Below are 21,338 nucleotides of genomic sequence, written 5' to 3'. Positions count from 1 at the left end.
CATGACCGCATTTCACCAAAAGCCCCTGCGTACCCAGTTGCAGGCCCTGCGCCAATGTCACCCGGTGCCCAAAAGCGCCTTCAGTGACGGCGTTGAGGTGCTCAAGGGTAAGCAGATCGTTATTCTGGGCTGCGGTGCCCAGGGTCTGAACCAGGGCCTGAACCTGCGCGACAGCGGCCTGAACGTGGCTTACGCCCTGCGTCAGTCGTCTATCGACAGCAAAAACGCCTCCTATCAGCGCGCCAAGGACAACGGTTTTCATGTTGGTTCTTTTGAAGAGCTGGTGCCCAATGCCGACTTGGTGATGAACCTCACCCCCGATAAGCAACACGGCCCGGTGGTTAACGGCATCATGCCGCTGATGAAACAAGGCGCCTTCCTGGGTTATTCCCACGGCTTTGACGTGATTGAAGCCCAGCGCGAAATTCGTGACGACATCACCGTGATAATGGTGGCGCCCAAGTGCCCCGGCACCGAAGTGCGGGCCGAGTACCTGCGCGGCTTCGGCGTACCGACCCTTATCGCCGTCCATCAAGACCCGCAAGGCCTGGGCCTGGCTTGGGCCAAGGCCTGGTGCGCCGGTACCGGTGGCCACCACGCCGGTGTACTGCTGTCGAGCTTTGAGGCGGAAGTGAAATCTGACCTGATGGGCGAGCAAACCGTGCTGTGCGGCTTGCCGCAAGCGGTGTGCGTAGCCGGCTTTGAGCGCCTGGTAGAGCTGAATGTACCGGCGGCCCAGGCGGCGTCTTTCTACCAGTTCGGTATCGAGCAGGTGTCCGAGAGCATGAAGGCCGGTGGCGTGCGCCTGGCGTTTTCCAAGCTGAGCCCGGCCGAGCGTGTGCATGCTCGCCGCGAAGCCGACAAACTCAAAGCCGCCTTCCGCCCCTTATTTGAAAAACACATGGACGACATCATCGGCGGCCAGTTTGCCGAAGGTATGATGGCCGACTGGGCCAAGGACGACATCGATCTGCTGACCTGGCGCCAGAACACCGCCGAAACCGGCTTCGAGCAAGCGCCGCCCAGCAGCCATTTCGAGCTGGACTTTGACCGTGCCACCGGCTTGGTCGCGCTGTTCGCCGCCGGTGTTGAGCTGGCCTTTGAAGTGATGGTGGAAGCCGGTATCAGCCCCGCTTCTGCTTACTACGAGTCACTGCACGAGTTGCCGCTCATTGCCAACACCCTGGCTCGTCGCCGCCTGCACGAGATGAACGTGGTCATCAGCGACACCGCCGAGTACGGTAACTACCTGTTCTCCAACGTTGCCACCGGCATTGTCAAAGACGTGATGGCTGGCTGGGATCTCAAGGAATTGGGTGAAGGCGGCCAGTTTGACGCCGTGGACGATGCTACTTTGTCCCTGGTGGACGAGCAGAACCAGAATCATCCCATCGAAGCCGTCGGGGCTTCCTTGCGCGCTTACATGCGCGAACGTTGAGGCGATAAAGGCAAGGACCCTTAAATGCCAAAGGCCCCTTTCGGGGCCTTTTTTTATGCCGGTGGCTAAGGCTTATTTGCCGCCGCGAGCGATGATCTCACGGGCCATTTGGTCGGCGATGATGCCGGTCGGCTTTTGCTGGGTATCGGCGCGGGCGAAGATATCCAGCAAGGTGGCATAAATTTCTTCGACCTTGGCGGTGGCCTTGGTTTTGTCGTAATCCTTCTCGAAGGACACGTTGATGATGCCGCCTGCGTTGATGACGTAGTCAGGGGCGTAGAGGATGCCCTTGTCGCGCAGCAGCTGGTCATGACGCGCCTCGGCCAACTGGTTGTTGGCACAACCGGCGATGATGGTGGCTTTGATGCGATCAATGGTGTTGTCGTTGACGGTGGCACCCAGGGCACAAGGGGCGTAGATGTCGACGTCCAAGTCGTAAATGTCGTCCAGGCCAACGATGGTGGCGCCCAGTTCGGCTTCGGCTTTTTTCAGGGCCGCTTCGTTGATGTCGGTCACAAACAACTTGGCACCGGCGCGAGCCAGGTGTTCGCACAGGTAGTAACCAACAGAACCCAGGCCTTGTACTGAGACTTTCAGGCCTTCTAAGTCGTCGCGGCCCAGCTTGTGCTTAACGGCCGCCTTGATACCCAGGTAGGTGCCAAGGGCAGTAAAAGGAGACGGGTCGCCAGACAGGCCTTCGATACCGGCCACAAAGTCAGTTTCCATTTGGATGTGGGCGATGTCCTTGGTGGAGGTGCCCACGTCTTCGGCGGTCACGTAGCGGCCACCCAGAGAATTGAGGAAACGGCCGAAAGCGCGGAACAGGGCTTCGGACTTCATGGTTTTGGCATCGCCGATGATCACCGATTTTCCGCCACCAAAGGGCAGGCCGGCCAGGGCATTTTTATAGGTCATACCACGAGACAAACGCAGGACATCGGTCAGGGCTTCATCGTCGGATGCGTAGTTCCACATCCGGCAACCACCGACGGCCGGGCCGCAGTTGGTGTTGTGGATAGCGATGATTGCCTTGAGTCCGGTTTCAACATCATGACAGAAGACCACTTCTTCATGACCGTCGAACGCTGTGTGATTGAATACAGCCACGTCGTTGTTCTCCGTTATAGGTAAGGGTTGCACCATTGCTTACTGCTGAGTTTACGTTTCCGTAAACGTAAAATAAAGGTGCTCGTGACGGCGCACATCTTAGAGAGTTATCGCCATCCTTTCCAGACGGCCAGAAGGGTACAGGGGCTGATCCAACCAGTAAAGAAATATGGACATTAGGCCCCTTGCCAAGGGCCTTCGGCCCCGTTATCGTAGGCCGCAAGCTGTATTGATAAGAGAATGTAAAATGGCCGAACAACAAGAAAACGGACAAGGTCAAGCGCCGCAAATTACCGACGAACAGCGTCGTGAGTTGGAAGCGCAGTGGGTGCGCGACAGCCTGCAAAAGGCCAACAGCTACCTGGCGAAAAAAGGCATCATGCCCCAGGGTGTTCGCCAAGCAGACAGCCGGATACTGCCTCCGTTGATGGCGGTATGGCGTATTAAGGCAAGGGAAAATAACCGTGTCTCTGACTACTGGGTTATCTCTGGAAACTTGCCAACGGACCATGTGCCACTCAGCGTGGCTCCCAATGCCCGAGAGGCGGTTCGGCACTTTTCCTTCAACTGGCAACTGCAAGCCGAGAACATTGCCAAGGGCCCAGGTAGAGCTGATCCGGTGCAAATGAACTTTGCTCGATTGCTGGTCAATCGTGCCGAAGGGCTTTATGGGATATTTAACGACCCCGCCCTTTGGCAAAACGAACCCGCATGAAAAAACCGCCCCGAGGGGCGGTTTTTTTAGGCCTCTTCGAAGAAGAAATACCCTTTATTGATAAGCAAGGTCAACACCACCAACGCCTCGGTTTGCGCGGCGAGTAGCGCCGGATCGGGCGCATCGCTGTCGGCCAGCGTTTGTGCGGCGGCCTGGGGCATGGGGTAGGCTTCACCGTCGACAAAGAGGGTGTCGGCGACCGTTGCCAGGTACAGGGCGCGAGCCCCGGCCAGGCGGCGCAGCACCGCGCCTTCTTCCAAAAGCTGCTGCACTTCGTCAACGTCGTATTCCGGCTCGCTAGGAGCCAAGTCCAACTCGTGCTTGGCTTCTGACAGGTACAGGCCAAAGAAGCGGTGCAAGGTGGCTTCATCGTCGAAGATCTGGGTCAGGTTGGATTTCAGGCGGTTAAGCTCAGGCAGGGTTATCTCGCCGGTGTGCTCGCGCACCCGAAGGTCAGGATCGCCATAGCGGTGGTTGTAGCGCTCTTCATCGATAGCCAGGTCAGCAAAGTGACTCAGCAAGTCGCGCCCCGACGGCGCCCGAAAGCCCACCGAGTAGTTAAGGGCGGCTTCGATGGCGTAGCCCTCGTGGGGAAAGCCCGGCGGAATATAAAGAATATCGCCGGCTTCCATTTCCACGTCGATAAGGGCGGCGCTGAAGGGCTCAACCTGCAACAGGCTGGGGTGCGGGGTCTGGGTTTTCAGCGGCTGCTTGTCGCCCACCCGCCAACGGCGTTTGCCTTCACCCTGGATGATAAAGACATCGTATTGGTCAAGATGCGGGCCGACACCGCCGCCCGGCACCGAAAAGCTCACCATCAGGTCATCGATGCGCCAGCGCGGCATGAAGCTAAAGAGGTTCATCAGCTCGCTGCTTTGCTCAAACCAATGGTCAACGGCCTGGACCAGCAAGGTCCAGTCTTTCTCGCTGGTGGGGAAATGCTCGAAGGGGCCGTGCTGAACATCCCAGTGCTCGCCGTTTCTGACCACGATGCGCGATTCAATTTCCGCTTCCATGGCCAGACCCGCCAGATCGTTGGCGTCCAGAGGGTCGACAAAGTTTTCGATGCCGCCTTTGATAAGGCAGGGTTTTTTCTGCCAGTACTCAGTCAAAAAGCCTTGAATACCGCCGGGGAGAGCCAGTTTCATCATCTGTGTGGGTTCGTAGGTTTTGATGGGCGTAATGTAACGCAAAGCGCGCCGGGCTGCTTGATGCGGCACAAAAAAAGCGGCCTTAAGGCCGCTCTTTTTTACAGTTCCCGGGTTAACTGCTCGGCAATGCCGATGTAGTTGTCGGGGCGCATTCGTTTCATCTCGGCTTTGACCTGCTCAGGCAGCTCCAGGCCGTCGATGAAGGCGTGCATGCCGGCTTGGTCGACGCGGCGGCCACGGGTCAGCTCTTTGAGCTTCTCGTAGGGTTTTTCGATGCCATAGCGGCGCATCACGGTCTGGATAGGCTCGGCCAGCAGTTCCCAGTTCTGGTTGAGCTCGTCCAGCAGGCTTTGCTCGTTCACTTCCAGCTTGGAAATGCCTTTGAGGGTGGCTTCATAGGCTATTACCGAGTAAGCGGTGCCCACACCCAGGTTACGCAGCACTGTGCTGTCGGTGAGGTCTCGCTGCCAGCGCGACACCGGCAGCTTGGCGGCCAGGTGGCCGAACACGGCATTGGCCAGGCCCAGGTTACCCTCGGAGTTTTCAAAATCGATGGGGTTAACCTTGTGGGGCATGGTGGAAGAGCCAATCTCGCCAGCCACGGTTTTTTGCTTGAAGTGACCCAGAGCAATGTAGCCCCAAACGTCGCGGTCAAAATCAATCAAGATGGTGTTAAAGCGGGCCAGGGCGTCGAACAGCTCGGCGATGTAGTCGTGAGGCTCAATCTGGGTGGTGTACTTGTTCCACACCAGGCCGAGGCTGGTGACAAAGCGTTCGGAAAGCACGGGCCAGTCTACATCGGGGTAAGCGCTGTAGTGGGCGTTGAAGTTACCCACGGCGCCGTTGATTTTACCCAGCAGCTCGACATTGGCGATTTGCTTGCGCTGGCGCTCCAGGCGCACCGCGACGTTGGCCATTTCCTTACCCATGGTGGTGGGTGAGGCGGGCTGGCCGTGGGTGCGGGCCATCATCGGTACGGTGACGTACTTGTCGGCCAGAGCTTTGACGGCGTCAATCAGCTTGTCGCAGTAAGGCAACATCACCTGCTGGCGGGCTTCCATCAGCATCAGGCCGTAGGAAAGGTTGTTGATGTCTTCGCTGGTGCAGGCAAAGTGGATGAACTCGGTAACGGCGTTGAGCTCGCTGTTGTCGGCCACTTTTTCCTTGAGAAAATACTCCACCGCTTTCACGTCGTGGTTGGTGGTTTTCTCGATGTCTTTGACCCGCTGGGCGTCGCTTTCGCTAAAGCCGGAAACGATTGCGTTAAGGGCCGCATTAGCCGCGTCAGAAAGCGCCGGAACCTCGGCTATCTTCGGCTCACCGGCCAGCAGCTGCAGCCAGCGCACTTCTACCTGGACGCGGTATTTAATGAGACCGAACTCCGAGAAGATCGGGCGCAGTGCGGCGGCCTTGCTACCGTAGCGGCCGTCGACAGGGGAGATGGCTGTCAGGGCGGACAGTTCCATTATTGGGGGCTCCTTAAGGATTGGCGGGCCTCATCGACCAGAGCGCGACGCTTAAGCAGTAACTGCCAGCGGTTGCCGCCCAGTTGACGCCACAACACCAAAGCGCGGATACCGGCCAGAAGGGCAGCCCGTACGCGGTGTTGGTTGAGGCTTTGTTGCAAATGGATAGGGGATCCGGCCACTTGGATGCGGGCACCCAGGGGGCTGATGAGTTCAACGTAAATATCGGCCAGGTTGTTGAGGACTTTTTCATCCTCGATGCCGTAATGGCTGACCTGGCGCTTGACCTGCTCGATGCGCTCGCCCATCAGGGCCAGCACGTCGCGGCGTTTGGCCAGGCGGCGCTCCAGGGCCAAGAGGCCTATCAGGTAGCGGGTCAGCTCCGGGTCCTTGCGAGAGGAGGTGTCGCCAAGCAGCTCAATCACCAGCCGATAGCCGGTGTCGAGGTTGCCTCCGGCGTAGACATCGGCCGGCACCTGGGGGTTGGTAACCAGCACGCCTTTGACCACGGCATAGAAGTCGTCCATGTCGCAGCTGCCCTGGCGGGCGATTTTTTGCACCAGGCTTACCGCCTGGGCGCAAGCGGCAAGTGCCATGGCCCGGCTCATTGCTCACCTCGGATATAACGTTGGATGATGCCGCCGCCAAGGCAGACTTCGCCTTGATAAAAAACGGCGCTTTGGCCCGGGGTCACGGCAATTTGCGGCTCGTCGAACAGCACTTTGACGTCGCCATTGGCCAGGGGCTCGACGGTGCAGTCGATGTCGTGCTGGCGATAGCGGGTCTTGACGGTCAGCCGGGTGGTTTCAGGGCCCTTGCGGTCAACCCAATCGAGCTGGGTGGCAATGAGGCCGTTGGAGAACAATAGCGGGTGGTCATGGCCCTGAGCCACTACCAATACGTTGCGCTCGACGTTTTTGTCCACCACGTACCAAGGGTCGTCGGAGGCGTTTTTCAGGCCACCGATGCCAAGGCCCTTGCGCTGGCCAAGGGTGTGGTACATCAGCCCTTCATGGCGGCCAATGACGTCTCCTTCCGGCGTTTCGATATCACCGGGCTGGGCCGGCAAAAAGCGCTGCAGGAAGTCTTTAAATTTGCGCTCACCGATAAAGCAGATACCGGTGGAGTCCTTTTTCTTGGCGGTAACAAGGCCTTGCTCTTCGGCGATGCGGCGCACTTCGGGCTTGGGCAGCTCGCCTACCGGGAACAGGGTCTGGCCCACTTGCTGCTCGCCAAGGGCGTAGAGGAAGTAGGACTGATCCTTGTTGTCGTCAAGGCCGCGCAGCAGTTGCCAGTGGCCGTCCACAACGCGGTTACGCACGTAGTGGCCGGTGGCGATAAAGTCGGCGCCAAGGGCATCGGCCGCGTAGTTAAGGAAGGCTTTGAACTTGATTTCCTTGTTGCACATGATGTCCGGGTTGGGGGTGCGCCCGGCTTTGTATTCGTCCAGGAAATACTCGAACACGTTGTCCCAGTACTCGGCGGCGAAGTTGATTTTGTGCAATTTGATACCGAGCTTGTCGCACACGGCCTGCGCGTCCGCCATGTCTTCGGCAGAGGTGCAGTAGTCGGTGTCGTCGTCCTCTTCCCAGTTCTTCATGAACAGGCCTTCGACCTGGTAACCCTGGGCTTTGAGCAGGTAGGCAGAGACAGAAGAATCCACACCGCCGGACATGCCGACGATGACTTTGGTCTCACTAAGGGGCTTGTCGCTCATGGGACTTCAAATAACCTCGGCGAAAAAAGTGCGCGCATTGTAGCAAAAGGCAATGCCTAGCGCAGCACAGACAAGGGGTAATGGCTGCCGGCCTCGAAATCGCGGATGGCCTCAACCACCAGATGGCTGCGAAGGGGGCGATTTTCAAGTGCTTCGGGGGTAAGCCAGAGGCAGCGAAGGATGTCGCTGTCTTCGGGAAAGGTGTCTACCGGCGCCGGCAGGCGCGCGTAAAACACGTGGCGCCAGAAGGTCTTATGGGGAAGCTCCAGATGATACAGCCCCACCATGCCTTGGGGAGAAAGGCTCAGACCCGTTTCCTCTTTTAACTCGCGCTTGGCAGCCTCGATGAGGTTTTCGCCGCGCTCCCAGTGCCCGGCGGGCTGGTTGAGGGTCAACACGCCGCCGATATCTTCTTCTACAAAGAGGTATTGGCCCTGAGCTTCGATAACCCAGGCGATGGTGGCAGCCTGGATCACGGCGCAACCTCCATATACTCACCTGGTTGCAAGGCGTCCAGCCGATACGGGCCTATGGCAACTCGCACCAGGCGCAAGGTGGGAAAGCCAATGTGGGCGGTCATGCGCCGCACTTGGCGGTTACGCCCCTCGCTGATACTTATTTCAAGCCAGGTGGTGGGAATGGCTTTTCGGAAACGCACCGGCGGGTTTCTTGGCCAAAGCGCCGGTTCTTCTATTACTTTGACCTTGGCGGGCAGGGTAGGACCGTCTTTTAAGGTCACCCCTTGGCGCAGCGGGCTAAGCGCGGCCTCTGTTGGCGCCCCTTCTACCTGCACCCAATAGGTTTTGGCGGTCTTTTTACCCGGCTGGGTCAGGCGGGCATTAAGGCCGCCGTCGTTGGTGAGCAGCAACAGGCCTTCTGAGTCGCGGTCGAGGCGCCCGGCGGCATAGATATCAGGGATGGGAATAAAGTCCTTTAGGGTCTGGCGACCAGCTTCGTCGGTAAACTGGCACAGAACATCAAAGGGTTTGTTGAACAACACCAGCCTGGCCGGGCCTTTATTGACGGCAGGGCGGCGAGCCGGGCGCGCTGTGTGCGGCTGGCGCTGAAAAGGGCGCTTGGGTTGCAATTGATAACCTTATACCTAAAGGCGAATGGCCTAAGGCTAGCATCCTGGCGGCCTTGGCCAAAGCGGCGGGCTTCGGGTTTGAACAAAAGCTGCGCAACTGGTCCTACCCAGATTGCAGTTGCGCACAATCTCGGTTGGTGTTGGTATACTCTGCTACCTACTTCACACTTTCGAAGGGCCTTTCCCTTCGAGCACTGCGAAGATGATTCGCCACTCACGCTTAGGAAGTTGTAATTATGACAACAGGCAAGTCGAAGATTATTTACACCATCACCGACGAAGCTCCGGCACTTGCAACCCAGTCTCTGCTGCCCATCATTGAAGCCTATGCCGCCAAGGCCGGCGTGGCTGTTGAGACCCGGGACATTTCCCTGGCCGGTCGTATCATCGCCACCTTCCCCGAATATCTGACCGAGGCCCAGCGCATCGGCGATGATTTGGCCGAACTTGGCGAACTGGCCAAGACTCCCGACGCCAACATCATCAAACTGCCCAACATCTCCGCTTCTGTGCCGCAGTTAAAGGCGGCCATCAAGGAGCTGCAGGCCCAGGGCTACAAGCTGCCCGATTACCCGGAAGAGCCGAAAAACGACGCCGAGAAAGCCATCAAAGCCGGTTATGACAAGGTCAAAGGCTCTGCGGTAAACCCGGTGCTGCGCGAAGGTAACTCTGACCGCCGCGCTCCGGCCTCCGTTAAGCAGTACGCCCGCAAGCATCCCCATTCCATGGGTGCCTGGAGCAAAGACTCCCAGTCTCACGTGGCCAGCATGGCCGATGGCGACTTCTACGGCTCTGAAAAGTCCGTGACCCTCAATGATGCTACCAGCGTCAGCATCGAACTGGTTAAGGCCGATGGCAGCAAAGTGGTGCTCAAAGACAAGCTGGCCCTGCTGGCCGGTGAGGTAATTGACGCCTCCACCATGAGCAAAAATGCACTGGAAGCCTTCTTCGCCGAGCAAATCGCCGACGCCAAGGCCCAAGGCGTGCTGTTCTCTCTGCACATGAAAGCCACCATGATGAAGGTCTCCGACCCCATCATCTTCGGCCACGCGGTAAAAGTGTTCTACAAAGACGTTTTCGCCAAGCACAGCGACCTTTTCAAGCAGCTGGGTGTGGACGTAAACAACGGTATTGGTGATCTGTACGCGCGCCTGCCGGAACTGCCAGCCGAGCAGCGCCAAGCCATCGAAGCTGAGCTTAGCGCCGTGTACGACAACAGCCCGGCGCTGGCCATGGTGGATTCTGACCGCGGCATCACCAACCTGCATGTGCCTTCCGATGTGATAATCGACGCTTCCATGCCGGCGATGATCCGCAGCTCCGGCCAGATGTGGAACGCCAAAGGCGAGCAGCAAGATACCAAAGCGGTGATCCCTGACCGTAGCTACGCCGGTGTTTACCAAGAAACCATCGCATTTTGTAAAGAAAACGGCGCTTTTGACCCCCGCACCATGGGCTCTGTGCCCAACGTCGGCCTGATGGCGCAAAAAGCCGAAGAGTATGGCTCTCACGACAAAACCTTTGAGATCCCTGCTGCCGGCACTGTGCGTGTAGTCGATGCCAGTGGCGCCGTGCTGCTTGAGCACAGCGTGGAAGCTGGTGATATCTGGCGTATGTGCCAGACCAAAGACGCCCCTATCCGCGACTGGGTCAAGCTGGCCGTTAACCGCGCCCGTGCCACTGGCACTCCGGCGGTGTTCTGGCTGGACGAAAACCGTGGCCACGACGCCGAGATCATCAAAAAGGTCAATGCCTACCTACCCGAGCACGACACCAGCGGCCTTGAGATCCTCATCAAATCGCCGGTTGAGGCCACCCGTTACTCCCTGGCCCGTATGAAAGACGGCAAGGACACCATCTCCGTAACCGGTAACGTGCTGCGCGACTACCTCACCGATCTGTTCCCGATCCTCGAGCTCGGTACCAGCGCCAAGATGCTGTCCATCGTGCCGCTGATGAATGGCGGCGGCCTGTTCGAAACTGGTGCTGGCGGCTCTGCACCCAAGCACGTGCAGCAGTTTGAAAAAGAAAACTACCTGCGTTGGGATTCTCTGGGTGAGTTCCTGGCCCTGGCCGCTTCTTTGGAGCACCTGGCCCAGTTCAATAACAACCCCAAAGCCCAAGTGCTGGCCGACACCCTTGACCAGGCGACTGCCAAGTTCTTGGACAACAACAAGTCGCCTGCCCGTAAAGTGGGGCAAATCGACAACCGTGGCAGCCACTTCTACCTGGCCATGTACTGGGCTCAGGCCCTGGCTACCCAGGACAAAGACGCTGAGCTCAAAGCCCAGTTTGCCGGCCTGGCTGAAACCCTCACCAAAGAGGAAGAGACTATCGTTGGCGAGCTGAACGGTGCCCAGGGCGTTGCCGTGGACATCGGCGGTTACTACAAGCCCAACCTGGAGCTGGCCGCCAAAGCCATGCGCCCGAGCCAAACCCTGAACGCCGCTATTGCCGCGCTCTAAGCCGTTTTGGTACTAAAAAACCGCCTCAAACGAGGCGGTTTTTTTATGGGAATTCGGGCATAAAAAAACCCCCGTGGCGGGGGCTTTGGTGGCCGGGCTCGGTTACGGTCACCTTTCCTGGGGCTTAATGTTAACGGCGTGATAGCCTTTAGGCCCCTGAGTCATGTCGAAATTTACTTCCTGGCCAGCTTTGAGCGTTCGGTAACCATCCATTTGAATGGTAGAGTAGTGAGCGAAGACGTCTTCGCCGCCCCCCTCAGGACAAATAAAACCGAAGCCCTTGGCGTTGTTGAACCATTTGACTGTTCCGATAGCCATACGTCATTCCCGTCATTTGTTAACCTGATTGCATCTCGTCGGTACAAGCTACACGAGTGGAGCCCCGACCTACCTCAAAGTACAATTTAGTGAAGAAAACCTTTGAGTCAAGTTTTTTTTAACACTGAATTAACAACCAGTGAGCAAACATTTCGCAAAGGCGCTTGCGAGCAAAAAATCTTAATACAGGACTTGAAAAGCATGGCTGGCAGTACCGATATTCAACATACAGAGAAAACACAGAATGCAGATCCGGCGCTCAAGCGTGCGCCTATGTATAAAGTGGTTCTCATGAATGACGATTACACCCCCATGGATTTTGTGGTGCTAATTCTGCAACGCTTTTTTGCCATGGATCATGAGAAGGCAACTCAGGTAATGTTGTCAGTGCATTATCAGGGAAAAGGGGTGTGTGGAGTGTTCAGCGCAGATGTCGCTGAAACCAAAGTGGCTCAGGTGAACCGCTTTGCAAGGGACAACGGTCATCCCTTACTTTGTGCCATGGAACCGGCTTGACCCAAGTAGTAAACCAAGGGGGCGTACATGCTGAATAAAGAGCTCGAGCAAAGCCTGAACGAAGCTTTCCGTCGTGCCAGGAACGAACGCCACGAATATCTCACCGTGGAGCACCTGCTGATGGCGCTGTTGGATAACAGTGCAGCAGCAGAAGCGCTCAGCGCCTGCGGTGCAGATCTCCCTCAACTGCGCAATGAGCTGAGCAGCTTTATCGATCAAACCACCCCCCGCATTCCGGAAGATGACGACGATCGCGAAACCCAGCCAACCTTGGGCTTCCAGCGAGTGTTGCAGCGCGCGGTATTCCACGTGCAAAGCTCCGGAAAAGAGGAAGTCACCGGAGCCAACGTGCTGGTGGCCATCTTTGGCGAGCAGGAAAGTCAGGCGGTTTATATCCTGCGTAAGGCCGACATTACTCGCCTGGACGTTGTGAATTTCATTTCCCACGGTGTGCGCAAACACGAAGACGAACAGTCCCCTGGCGGCGAGATCCCGCCCAAGGAAGCCGAAGCTGAAGGTAAGGCCGAGAGCTATCTTGAAATGCTCACCGTGAACCTTAACGAGCAGGCCGAGAGCGGCCGTATCGATCCCCTTATTGGCCGCGAGGCCGAGCTTGAGCGCACGGTGCAGGTGCTGTGCCGCCGCCGCAAGAACAACCCGCTTTTTGTCGGGGAAGCCGGGGTGGGTAAAACTGCTCTCGCCGAAGGCCTTGCCAAGCGTATTGTCGATGGCGAAGTGCCTGACTTGATTGCCCATTGCACCGTTTATTCGTTGGACATGGGCGCGCTGTTGGCCGGTACCAAGTACCGCGGCGACTTTGAAAAACGCTTCAAGGGCCTCCTTAAAGAGCTTAAAGAAGAAGACGGCGCCATCCTCTTTATCGACGAGATCCACACCCTGATTGGTGCAGGCGCCGCTTCAGGCGGCCAGACCGATGCCAGCAACCTCATCAAACCGCTGCTGGCCTCTGGGAACATCAAGTGCATGGGCTCTACCACCTATCAGGAATACCGCGGTATTTTTGAAAAGGATGTGGCCCTGGCTCGTCGTTTCCAGAAAATCGACATCGTTGAGCCGTCGGTCAGCGACACCATCAAAATTCTCCAGGGGCTGAAAAGCCATTACGAGGATCACCATGATGTGCGCTACACCCAAGGCGCCCTGAAGGCGGCGGCGGAGCTGTCGGCCAAATACATCAATGAGCGGCACCTGCCGGATAAAGCCATCGATGTCATTGACGAGGCTGGCGCCCGTGCCCGGTTGATGCCCAAACGCAGAAAAACTGTCAACGAAGCGGATATCGAGTCGGTGGTGGCCCGTATGGCCCGCATCCCGGAAAAATCCGTGTCCAGCAACGACAAGGACACCTTGGCGGCCCTGGACAGGAACCTCAAGCTGGTGGTGTTTGGCCAGGACAAGGCCATCGACGCCCTGTCAGCCAGCATCCGCTTGAGCCGGGCAGGGCTTGGGGTTGAGCACAAACCGGTGGGCTCGTTCCTCTTTGCCGGCCCCACCGGGGTTGGTAAGACCGAGATAACCCAGCAGCTGGCGCGCCAGATGGGGGTCGAGCTCATTCGCTTTGACATGTCCGAGTACATGGAGCGCCATACGGTGTCGCGCCTGATAGGTGCCCCTCCGGGCTATGTTGGCTACGACCAGGGCGGCCTGCTGACCGAAGCCGTTATCAAGCACCCCCATTCGGTGGTGCTCTTGGACGAAATCGAGAAGGCGCACCCGGATGTCTTTAACCTGTTACTGCAGGTGATGGACAATGGCACCCTGACCGACAACAACGGCCGCAAGGCGGATTTTCGTAACGTTATCCTGGTGATGACCACCAACGCCGGGGTTCGAGAAACCGAGCGCAAATCCATGGGCTTTAAATCGGTCGAGCACAACGATAACGCCTTGGACGAGATCAACCGGGTATTTAGCCCCGAGTTTCGCAACCGTCTGGACGGGATCATCTGGTTTAACCACTTGAGCCCGGCGGTTATTGCCCAGGTGGTGGAGAAATTCCTGGCTGAACTGGAAGCCCAGCTCGATGCCCGTGGCGTGACCCTGGAAGTCGACGCCGAAGCCAAAACCTGGCTGGCAGAGAAGGGCTACGACCACGCCATGGGCGCTCGCCCCATGGCCAGGGTTATCCAGGAGCACCTCAAGAAGCCGCTGGCCAACGAGCTGCTGTTTGGCAAGCTGGCTGAAGGTGGCCGAGTGTTGGTGACCGTTGCTGACGACGATCTGAAACTGGATGTGGCCGGCCAAGAAGCCGCCACCACGGCCTGAGAGTTCTCAGGCCCAATTAAAAAACCCGCCTGAAGGCGGGTTTTTTAATGAGGTTTTCCATCAACGCTGGCGGAAGACGATGCGGCCCTTGCTCAGGTCGTACGGCGTCATCTGCACGGTAACGGTATCACCGGTCAGGATACGGATGTAGTTCTTGCGCATTTTACCGGAGATGTGGGCGGTTACCACGTGGCCGTTTTCAAGCTCGACGCGGAACATGGTGTTGGGCAGGGTTTCCAGGATTGTTCCCTGCAACTCAATCACGTCTTCTTTCGACATTTAGATGCAAAACCTCTTATTACCGAGAAATCGGCGCCGATCTTGCCTCAAGTGGCGGCCCCTGTAAAGCGTTGCCATGCACCATCACTGTATCGCTCATAGGGGTGGTACTGGGTTTTGTAGTTCATTTTCTTGCACGCATCGATTTGATATCCAAGGTAAAGCCACTTTTTAGCCCGTGTTTTAGCGGCCTCTAGCTGCATTAAAACACCTAAGGTGCCCAAAGACCGTTTGTCTTCATCGGGATCAAAAAAGGTGTAAAGGGCCGAGTAGGCCTGCGGCGTTTCGTCGGTAATGGCGCAGGCTAGCAAGGTTTTACCCCGGTACAGGCACAGTAAGGTCATGGGCAGCCAACTGGCCTTGGCAAAGTGCGTCAGCTGGCTCTCGGAAGGCGGGTACATACCGCCGTCGCGGTGCCGGGCACTGATGTAGCGGCAATACAGGTCAAAATGATGAGGCTGGAATTGGTGCTCGATGCGCAGTATCACATCTTGGTTTTTGGCCAGCACCCGGCGCTGGCGCCTATCGGGGCTAAAGGCTTCAACATCGACCCGCACCGATTCGCAGGCCTGGCATTGGTTGCAATAGGGGCGATAAACGTCTGAGCCATTACGGCGAAAGCCCATGGCCAGCAGTATCTGGTAGCGCTCGGCGTCCATGGGCGATTGAGTCACCACCAGCAGCTGCTCGTTTTTATCGGGCAGGTAAGCACAGGGGAAAGGCTTGGTCAGGCCACAATAGAGGCCTTTGAGGAGATTTACGGACATGGCCATTCTCCTTGTTGCCAAAGCGCCGGGCTCATGGTTTTGTCTCGCTCTTCGGCCAATATGGCAAGGTACTGGCTGCGGGGCATTTCTTTAACGCCGAGGGTGGCCAGATGCGGGTTCATCAGTTGGCAGTCTATCAGCCGGGCATGGCCTTGAAGTCTCGCGTGCAGGGCGGCAAAGGCGGCCTTGGAGGCATTGGGCGTTTTGTGAAACATCGACTCGCCGCAAAAGATGCGGCCGATGGTGATGCCGTAAAGCCCACCCACCAGTTCGCCCTCCAGCCATACCTCAACGCTGTGGGCATAGCCTAGCTCATTGAGCTTGGTGTAGGCCGCCCGCATTTGTGGGCTAAGCCAGGTGCCGCGCTGGCCATTCCTGGGGCCGGCGCAGCCGGTCAGTACCTCGCCAAAGGCGGTGTTACAGCGGTATTGGTAGGGGGTTTTTCGCAGCCATTTTCTCAGGCTTGATGAAATGGCCATATCTCCCGGTACCGCAACTCCACGTGGGTTGGGCGACCACCACAAAATGGGCTCGCCGGGATTAAACCAAGGGAAGATCCCCTGACGATAGGCGGTCATTAGCCGGGTAGGGGAGAGGTCGCCGCCAAAGGCGAGCAGGCCATTAGGCTGGTCTAGTGCGTGCACCGGATCAGGAAAAAGGCAGGGGTTATCAGGTAATTCGGGTAGCGCTATGGTCATGGCGTTCGCAATACATCCTCTACTCCTTGAGTGTAGCGCTAACTAAAAGGGCCGCGAAAGCGGCCCTTTTGGATTAATTGGCCAAGCCGTCGAGATAACGCTCGGCATCCAGGGCGGCCATACAGCCGGTGCCGGCTGAAGTAATGGCCTGGCGATAGATGTGGTCCATCACGTCGCCGCAAGCGAAGATGCCGGGGACGGAGGTCTGGGTGGCGTTGCCTTCCAGGCCGCTTTGCACCTTCAAGTAGCCGTCTTTCATCTCCAACTGGCCAGCGAAGATGTCGGTGTTGGGCTTGTGGCCGATGGCGATAAAGGTACCGGCCACTGCCACTTCCTCGTCGGCTTCGCCAAGGGTAGAAGCTAGGCGCACCCCGGTAACACCCATGTCGTCACCCAGCACTTCTTCGAGGGTACGGTTAAGGTGCAGCACGATCTTGCCTTCTTCCACTTTCTTGTAGAGACGGTCGATGAGGATCTTCTCGGCGCGGAAGCTGTCGCGGCGGTGCACCATGTGCACTTCACCGGCGATGTTGGCCAGATACAGCGCTTCTTCCACAGCGGTGTTGCCGCCGCCTACTACCGCCACTTTTTGGTTGCGGTAGAAGAAACCGTCACAGGTGGCGCAGGCGGAGACGCCGCGGCCGGCAAAGGCGGTTTCGGACTCAAGGCCCAGGTATTTGGCTGAGGCGCCGGTGGCGATGATGAGAGCGTCACAGGAGTACTCGCCGTTGTCGCCTTTCAATACGAAGGGGCGCTTGGAGAAATCCACTGAACCGATGTGGTCAAAAATGATCTCGGTGTTGAATTTCTCGGCGTGGCGCTGCATCCGCTCCATCAGCAGCGGGCCGGTCAGGTCATCGGCGTCACCGGGCCAGTTCTCCACTTCGGTGGTGGTGGTCAGCTGGCCACCTTGCTGCATGCCGGTGATCAAAACAGGGTTGAGGTTGGCTCGAGCGGCGTACACCGCAGCGGTGTAGCCTGCTGGGCCTGAGCCCAAAATCATCAAACGAGCGTGTTTCATAAGTACTCCTCAAATTTCTTTGCCCGCATTCTATGGAAAAGGGCCCAAACAAAAAACCCCGCTTTCGCAGGGCTTTTCGATTCAAGCAATCGCTCAGGCGCCAAGCAGGGCCAGCGGAGCTACGTATTCCAGACCGTGCGCTTCAGCCACTTCTTTACAGGTGACCTTGCCGTTCATCACGTTCAAACCAGCCAGCAGGTGCTTGTCGTCCAGCAGGGCTTGTTTGTAGCCCTTGTTGGCCAGTTTGATGATGTAGGGCAGGGTGGCGTTGTTCAGGGCGAAGGTAGAGGTACGGGCTACGGCGCCAGGCATGTTGGCCACGCAGTAATGCACAACGTCGTCAACGATGTAGGTTGGGTCGGCGTGGGTGGTGGCTTTGGAGGTCTCAAAGCAGCCGCCTTGGTCGATGGCCACGTCAACAATGGCGCTACCGGGCTTCATGCGTTTGATGTGGTCGGCAGTGACCAGCTTGGGTGCGGCGGCGCCGGGGATGAGCACGGCACCGATCACCAAGTCGGCTTCCAGCACGTGGCGCTCAAGGGCATCGGCTGTGGAGTAAACCACTTTGGCGCGGCCGTTGAACTCGGCGTCCAGGCGGCGCAGGGCATCGATGTTACGGTCAAGGATGGTCACATCGGCACGCATGCCAACGGCGATACGGGCGGCGTTGGAGCCCACCACGCCGCCGCCAATCACTACCACTTTGGCAGGTTCAGTGCCGGGCACGCCGGAGATCAGCAGGCCACTGCCGCCACGGGATTTTTCAAGGGCTTGGGCACCGGCTTGGATAGACATACGGCCAGCCACTTCAGACATGGGGGCCAGCAGCGGCAGGCCGCCTTTGTCTTCGGTGACGGTTTCATAGGCAATACACACGGCGCCAGATTTCACCAGATCTTCGGTCTGGGCCAGGTCGGGGGCCAGGTGCAGGTAGGTAAATAGCAGTTGGCCGTCGCGCAGGCGGGCGCGCTCGTTGGCCAGGGGCTCTTTGACCTTGACGATCATCTCGGCTTTGGCAAACACCTCTTCAGCGCTGCCAATGATGGCGGCGCCAGCGGCTTGGTAGTCTTCGTCGGTAAAACCGATGCCAAGGCCAGCGTTGGTTTCCACGATCACCTGATGGCCGTGGTTCACCAGCTCACGTACGGAAGCGGGCACCATGCCGACGCGGTATTCGTGGTTTTTTATTTCTTTTGGTACGCCGATGATCATCTGCTGTTTCCTTTTGTTATCAAAGGGGTAGTGAAATTGCCGCCAGTATAGGGACCCACTTAGAGAATGAGTTGCTTTATTTAGGGATTTTTCAGTATTTTGTTCTGATAAAGCCCATATCTCTAGAGATTTTATGCTGCCTTCTGCTCGAAAAGGGGTCAAAGAACTCGACCGCATCGATCGCAACATATTGAAAGAGCTGCAAAATGATGGCCGCCTTTCCAACGTGGAATTATCCAAGCGAGTAGGGCTGTCGCCAACGCCTTGTTTGGAAAGGGTAAAACGCCTTGAACGGCAAGGCTTTATTCAGGGATACACCGCCATTATAAACCCTCGCCACTTGGGGGCGGCGCTGCTGGTGTTTGTGGAGGTGACCTTGGAGCGCACCTCGTCCGAGGTATTTGACCAGTTCAACCTGGCGGTACAACGGCTCGACATCATTCAGGAGTGCCATCTGGTGTCTGGTGATTTTGACTACCTCTTAAAGACCCGGGTAGCGGATATGTCTGCTTATCGCGAGCTGTTAGGGGAGACCCTGCTAAGGCTGCCGGGGGTGAAGGAAACCCGTACCTATGTGGTGATGGAAGAAGTGAAAAACGTATCCAAGGTACTGATTGATGGGTGAGGCTGGTATCATCGCAAAGTTAAAAAACAAGTTTGGAGTAGGGCCCTTGGAGCGCATGGAGCTCAGACGCTTATCCGGTGTGCAGCGGCTTTTGGAAGCCGGTCTGGTACTTTGCACCCTTTTCTCATTATTTCTGCTGGTGGCCCTGGCAAGCTTCAACCCGGCTGACCCCGGCTGGTCGCAAACCGGCGTGCCTGACCATATCCAAAATGCCGCTGGCACTATTGGTGCCTGGGTGGCCGATATTCTGTTGTTCAGCGCTGGCCTGCTGGCCTATCTGCTGCCCTTTTTGGTGGCGCTGTGCGGCTGGTTTTGTTTCCGCCACTACCGCTCATTGGTGGAGATTGATTATCTGGCTGCCGGCCTTCGCTTGATTGGCGTGGTGCTGAGTTTCCTCGGCCTTGCCGGATTGTCGTCAGTGTATCTTGGCGATATCCATACCTATTCGGCCGGCGGCCTGGTGGGGGACCTAATGGCCACCGCCCTTCGCCCCTGGTTTAACTTCGTCGGCACCCTGCTTATCTTGCTGGCGCTGACCGCCGCTGGCATTACCATGGTGACAGGCCTGTCCTGGGTGGCGGTAGTTGACCGCCTTGGCGCCCTGGTGGTGGAAGGAGCCCTTTGGTGCTGGGAAAAGATTGCCGGCATCGCCACGCAATCGCGCGCCGACAAGCCCCAAAGCGTCGATGTGGAGCCTGAAGACGACGAGCCTGCCCCCGAGCCCAAACGTATCGAGCCTAAAGAGCCGGTGCTGAGCCTTGGCAATGCGCCCAAAGCCAAGGCGGAGCCAGCCAAGAAAGAAGAACCGCTGCTGTCCCTTTCCACCGCTCTTGACGACGAAGACGACGAGCTGGAACTGCCCTGGCTGGACGAACCTGCCGATGTGGCCGTTGCCGCGCCGCCCAAAGCTCAAGTGAAAGCCGCGCCGGCCTTTACCGAGGTGCTGGACGAGGCCATGGCTGGCGGCCAAGGCACAGATATGGCGCCGCTGCCGTCCATGAACCTCTTGGACCGCCCTGATAAAAACCGCAACCCCATCAGCCAGGAAGAGCTGGACATGGTGTCCCGCCTGGTGGAAGAAAAGCTACTGGATTTTGGCGTGCAGGCCAACGTGGTTGACGTACACCCCGGCCCCGTTATCACCCGTTTTGAGTTGGATTTGGCCCCTGGGGTTAAAGTCTCCAAAATCTCCAACCTCTCCAAAGACTTGGCCCGGGCACTGTCGGCCATTTCGGTGCGGGTGGTGGAAGTCATTCCCGGTAAATCGGTTATCGGCCTTGAGGTGCCCAACCAGCACCGCGAAGTGGTGTATCTGTCTGAAGTCATCAACGACGACAAATTCAATGACAACGCCTCGCCGCTCGCCATGGTGCTGGGTAAAGACATCGCCGGTAACTCGGTAGTGGTGGATTTGGCCAAGATGCCGCACTTGCTGGTGGCCGGTACCACCGGCTCCGGTAAGTCGGTGGGGGTGAACGTGATGCTGGTGTCGCTTCTGTATAAGAGCACCCCGGAAGACGTGCGCCTGATTATGATTGACCCAAAAATGCTGGAGCTGTCGGTGTACGAGGGCATTCCGCATTTGCTGGCCGAGGTGGTCACCGACATGAAAGACGCCGCCAACGCCCTGCGCTGGTGCGTTGGGGAAATGGAGCGGCGCTACAAGCTGATGTCGATGATGGGGGTTCGTAACCTCAAGGGCTTTAACCAAAAGGTTAAAGACGCCATCAAGGACGGTGCGCCCCTGAAAGACCCACTGTGGAACCCCAACAGCTCCATGGAGCCCGTCGCGCCGGACCTCGAACCCTTGCCGCGCATCGTAGTGGTGGTAGACGAATTTGCCGACATGATGATGATCGTCGGCAAGAAGGTAGAAGAACTCATTGCCCGTATCGCCCAGAAGGCGAGGGCGGCCGGTATTCACCTTATTCTGGCGACCCAGCGCCCGTCGGTGGACGTAATCACCGGCCTTATCAAGGCCAACATCCCCACCCGTATCGCCTTTCAGGTGTCCAGTAAAATCGATTCGCGCACCATCTTGGACCAGCAAGGGGCCGAGAGCCTGTTGGGCCAGGGTGACATGCTGTACCTGCCGCCAGGCTCCGGCGTGCCGACCCGTGTTCACGGCGCCTTTGTAGACGACCACGAAGTGCACCGGGTGGTGGAAGACTGGAAAAAACGCGGCAAGCCCCAGTACATCGACGCCATTCTCTCTGGCGAGATGACCCAAGAGACCTTGCTGCCGGGCGAGTCCATGGAAGACGACGCCGAGAAAGACCCCCTTTACGATGAAGCCGTGGCCTTTGTTATCGAGAGCCGCCGCGGCTCCATCTCCAGCGTGCAGCGCAAGCTTAAAATCGGCTATAACCGCGCCGCGCGCCTGATTGAACAGATGGAAATGGCAGGCATCGTTTCACCTGCCGGCCACAACGGTAACCGCGACGTGCTGGTACCTCACCACGGAGAATAA

At 57.7% G+C, this 21,338-nt stretch carries 19 protein-coding genes and 2 pseudogenes; 8 read left to right on the top strand and 13 right to left on the bottom strand.

Annotated elements, in window-relative coordinates; genetic code table 11:
* The first annotated feature begins 1 nt into the window (after window position 1).
* Entirely contained in the window at window positions 2-1,438 is a 1,437-nt protein-coding gene (gene ilvC, locus EDC28_RS09785) for a ketol-acid reductoisomerase (protein WP_050660648.1), read from the top strand.
* A 72-nt stretch (window positions 1,439-1,510) separates the two neighbouring features.
* Here the strand turns inward: ilvC and EDC28_RS09780 are convergent, their stop codons facing one another.
* On the bottom strand, window positions 1,511-2,545 hold the full coding sequence (locus tag EDC28_RS09780; protein ID WP_050660675.1) for a Glu/Leu/Phe/Val dehydrogenase dimerization domain-containing protein: 1,035 nt from the start codon (window positions 2,543-2,545) through the stop codon (window positions 1,511-1,513).
* Between the two features lie 247 nt (window positions 2,546-2,792).
* On the opposite strand from EDC28_RS09780, the gene EDC28_RS09775 reads away from it, so the two are divergent.
* Complete coding sequence (locus tag EDC28_RS09775) at window positions 2,793-3,260, top strand: DUF4826 family protein (RefSeq protein ID WP_050660647.1); 468 nt, start codon at window positions 2,793-2,795, stop codon at window positions 3,258-3,260.
* Between the two features lie 26 nt (window positions 3,261-3,286).
* Here EDC28_RS09775 and EDC28_RS09770 read toward each other — a convergent pair whose 3' ends face one another.
* The 6 genes from EDC28_RS09770 to rluE form a co-directional block, all read right to left on the bottom strand.
* The gene (locus EDC28_RS09770; RefSeq protein ID WP_123421492.1) at window positions 3,287-4,408 is read right to left on the bottom strand and encodes a ribosomal protein uL16 3-hydroxylase; all 1,122 of its coding nucleotides are present in this window, start codon (window positions 4,406-4,408) and stop codon (window positions 3,287-3,289) included.
* 101 nt (window positions 4,409-4,509) lie between these two features.
* Window positions 4,510-5,877, bottom strand: coding sequence for an adenylosuccinate lyase (gene purB, locus EDC28_RS09765; RefSeq protein ID WP_050660646.1), 1,368 nt, complete (start codon window positions 5,875-5,877; stop codon window positions 4,510-4,512).
* On the bottom strand, window positions 5,877-6,473 hold the full coding sequence (gene hflD, locus EDC28_RS09760; protein WP_050660673.1) for a high frequency lysogenization protein HflD: 597 nt from the start codon (window positions 6,471-6,473) through the stop codon (window positions 5,877-5,879). The genes purB and hflD overlap by 1 nt, the downstream gene beginning before the upstream one ends.
* An 8-nt stretch (window positions 6,474-6,481) precedes the next feature.
* Window positions 6,482-7,594 (bottom strand): tRNA 2-thiouridine(34) synthase MnmA, encoded by a 1,113-nt coding sequence (mnmA, locus tag EDC28_RS09755; protein ID WP_123421469.1) that lies wholly within the window; start codon window positions 7,592-7,594, stop codon window positions 6,482-6,484.
* Between the two features lie 56 nt (window positions 7,595-7,650).
* Window positions 7,651-8,070: an NUDIX domain-containing protein gene (locus tag EDC28_RS09750; protein WP_123421468.1), complete on the bottom strand. Its 420-nt coding sequence runs from the start codon at window positions 8,068-8,070 to the stop codon at window positions 7,651-7,653.
* Entirely contained in the window at window positions 8,067-8,681 is a 615-nt protein-coding gene (gene rluE / locus EDC28_RS09745; RefSeq protein ID WP_123421467.1) for a 23S rRNA pseudouridine(2457) synthase RluE, read from the bottom strand. Before rluE ends, EDC28_RS09750 begins: the two co-directional genes overlap by 4 nt.
* A 236-nt stretch (window positions 8,682-8,917) precedes the next feature.
* Between rluE and EDC28_RS09740 the strand changes: the two genes are divergently transcribed.
* Window positions 8,918-11,146: an NADP-dependent isocitrate dehydrogenase gene (locus EDC28_RS09740; RefSeq protein WP_123421466.1), complete on the top strand. Its 2,229-nt coding sequence runs from the start codon at window positions 8,918-8,920 to the stop codon at window positions 11,144-11,146.
* 108 nt (window positions 11,147-11,254) lie between these two features.
* Here the strand turns inward: EDC28_RS09740 and cspD are convergent, their stop codons facing one another.
* Complete coding sequence (cspD, locus tag EDC28_RS09735; RefSeq protein WP_050660641.1) at window positions 11,255-11,464, bottom strand: cold shock domain-containing protein CspD; 210 nt, start codon at window positions 11,462-11,464, stop codon at window positions 11,255-11,257.
* Between the two features lie 201 nt (window positions 11,465-11,665).
* On the opposite strand from cspD, the gene clpS reads away from it, so the two are divergent.
* Window positions 11,666-11,980: an ATP-dependent Clp protease adapter ClpS gene (gene clpS, locus EDC28_RS09730; RefSeq protein WP_050660672.1), complete on the top strand. Its 315-nt coding sequence runs from the start codon at window positions 11,666-11,668 to the stop codon at window positions 11,978-11,980.
* 27 nt (window positions 11,981-12,007) lie between these two features.
* Entirely contained in the window at window positions 12,008-14,266 is a 2,259-nt protein-coding gene (clpA, locus tag EDC28_RS09725; protein ID WP_050660640.1) for an ATP-dependent Clp protease ATP-binding subunit ClpA, read from the top strand.
* 60 nt (window positions 14,267-14,326) lie between these two features.
* Here clpA and infA read toward each other — a convergent pair whose 3' ends face one another.
* From infA to ald, 5 genes are all read right to left on the bottom strand, one after another.
* Window positions 14,327-14,545, bottom strand: a complete 219-nt coding sequence (gene infA / locus EDC28_RS09720) for a translation initiation factor IF-1 (RefSeq protein WP_008482294.1) — start codon at window positions 14,543-14,545, stop codon at window positions 14,327-14,329.
* A gap of 47 nt (window positions 14,546-14,592) precedes the next feature.
* A complete protein-coding gene (locus tag EDC28_RS09715; RefSeq protein ID WP_123421465.1) occupies window positions 14,593-15,312 on the bottom strand; it encodes an arginyltransferase in 720 nt (239 codons plus the stop codon).
* A complete protein-coding gene (gene aat / locus EDC28_RS09710; RefSeq protein WP_050660638.1) occupies window positions 15,303-16,010 on the bottom strand; it encodes a leucyl/phenylalanyl-tRNA--protein transferase in 708 nt (235 codons plus the stop codon). Before aat ends, EDC28_RS09715 begins: the two co-directional genes overlap by 10 nt.
* Before the next feature lie 73 nt (window positions 16,011-16,083).
* Window positions 16,084-17,031 carry a thioredoxin-disulfide reductase gene (gene trxB / locus EDC28_RS09705; protein WP_050660637.1) on the bottom strand — a complete coding sequence of 316 codons (948 nt, stop codon included), beginning with the start codon at window positions 17,029-17,031 and terminating at the stop codon, window positions 16,084-16,086.
* Window positions 17,032-17,124: 93 nt separating this feature from the next.
* Window positions 17,125-18,243, bottom strand: coding sequence for an alanine dehydrogenase (gene ald / locus EDC28_RS09700; RefSeq protein ID WP_050660636.1), 1,119 nt, complete (start codon window positions 18,241-18,243; stop codon window positions 17,125-17,127).
* Window positions 18,244-18,376: 133 nt separating this feature from the next.
* On the opposite strand from ald, the gene lrp reads away from it, so the two are divergent.
* The 3 genes and pseudogenes from lrp to EDC28_RS09690 all read left to right on the top strand — a co-directional run.
* Window positions 18,377-18,868 carry a leucine-responsive transcriptional regulator Lrp gene (gene lrp / locus EDC28_RS09695; protein WP_050660635.1) on the top strand — a complete coding sequence of 164 codons (492 nt, stop codon included), beginning with the start codon at window positions 18,377-18,379 and terminating at the stop codon, window positions 18,866-18,868.
* A pseudogene (locus EDC28_RS20505) lies at window positions 18,861-19,454 on the top strand (DNA translocase FtsK 4TM domain-containing protein); the annotation flags it as partial. The gene lrp and the pseudogene EDC28_RS20505, both read left to right, overlap by 8 nt.
* A gap of 105 nt (window positions 19,455-19,559) precedes the next feature.
* Window positions 19,560-21,338, top strand: a pseudogene (locus tag EDC28_RS09690) (DNA translocase FtsK); the annotation flags it as partial.

The sequence above is a fragment of the Gallaecimonas pentaromativorans genome, from assembly GCF_003751625.1.
Lineage (GTDB): Bacteria > Pseudomonadota > Gammaproteobacteria > Enterobacterales > Gallaecimonadaceae > Gallaecimonas > Gallaecimonas pentaromativorans.
This window is presented reverse-complemented; position numbering and strand designations above follow the sequence as displayed.

What these genes read in the sequence shown, in the direction of transcription:
- EDC28_RS09740 (WP_123421466.1), top strand. Translation starts at nt 8,918, where the DNA reads ATGACAACAGGCAAGTCGAAGATTATTTACACCATCACCGACGAAGCT.
- EDC28_RS09770 (WP_123421492.1), bottom strand. Translation starts at nt 4,408, where the DNA reads ATGAAACTGGCTCTCCCCGGCGGTATTCAAGGCTTTTTGACTGAGTAC.
- clpS (WP_050660672.1), top strand. Translation starts at nt 11,666, where the DNA reads ATGGCTGGCAGTACCGATATTCAACATACAGAGAAAACACAGAATGCA.
- ald (WP_050660636.1), bottom strand. Translation starts at nt 18,243, where the DNA reads ATGATCATCGGCGTACCAAAAGAAATAAAAAACCACGAATACCGCGTC.
- EDC28_RS09775 (WP_050660647.1), top strand. Translation starts at nt 2,793, where the DNA reads ATGGCCGAACAACAAGAAAACGGACAAGGTCAAGCGCCGCAAATTACC.
- cspD (WP_050660641.1), bottom strand. Translation starts at nt 11,464, where the DNA reads ATGGCTATCGGAACAGTCAAATGGTTCAACAACGCCAAGGGCTTCGGT.
- purB (WP_050660646.1), bottom strand. Translation starts at nt 5,877, where the DNA reads ATGGAACTGTCCGCCCTGACAGCCATCTCCCCTGTCGACGGCCGCTAC.
- mnmA (WP_123421469.1), bottom strand. Translation starts at nt 7,594, where the DNA reads ATGAGCGACAAGCCCCTTAGTGAGACCAAAGTCATCGTCGGCATGTCC.
- infA (WP_008482294.1), bottom strand. Translation starts at nt 14,545, where the DNA reads ATGTCGAAAGAAGACGTGATTGAGTTGCAGGGAACAATCCTGGAAACC.
- ilvC (WP_050660648.1), top strand. Translation starts at nt 2, where the DNA reads ATGACCGCATTTCACCAAAAGCCCCTGCGTACCCAGTTGCAGGCCCTG.
- clpA (WP_050660640.1), top strand. Translation starts at nt 12,008, where the DNA reads ATGCTGAATAAAGAGCTCGAGCAAAGCCTGAACGAAGCTTTCCGTCGT.
- lrp (WP_050660635.1), top strand. Translation starts at nt 18,377, where the DNA reads ATGCTGCCTTCTGCTCGAAAAGGGGTCAAAGAACTCGACCGCATCGAT.
- hflD (WP_050660673.1), bottom strand. Translation starts at nt 6,473, where the DNA reads ATGGCACTTGCCGCTTGCGCCCAGGCGGTAAGCCTGGTGCAAAAAATC.
- aat (WP_050660638.1), bottom strand. Translation starts at nt 16,010, where the DNA reads ATGACCATAGCGCTACCCGAATTACCTGATAACCCCTGCCTTTTTCCT.
- EDC28_RS09715 (WP_123421465.1), bottom strand. Translation starts at nt 15,312, where the DNA reads ATGTCCGTAAATCTCCTCAAAGGCCTCTATTGTGGCCTGACCAAGCCT.
- trxB (WP_050660637.1), bottom strand. Translation starts at nt 17,031, where the DNA reads ATGAAACACGCTCGTTTGATGATTTTGGGCTCAGGCCCAGCAGGCTAC.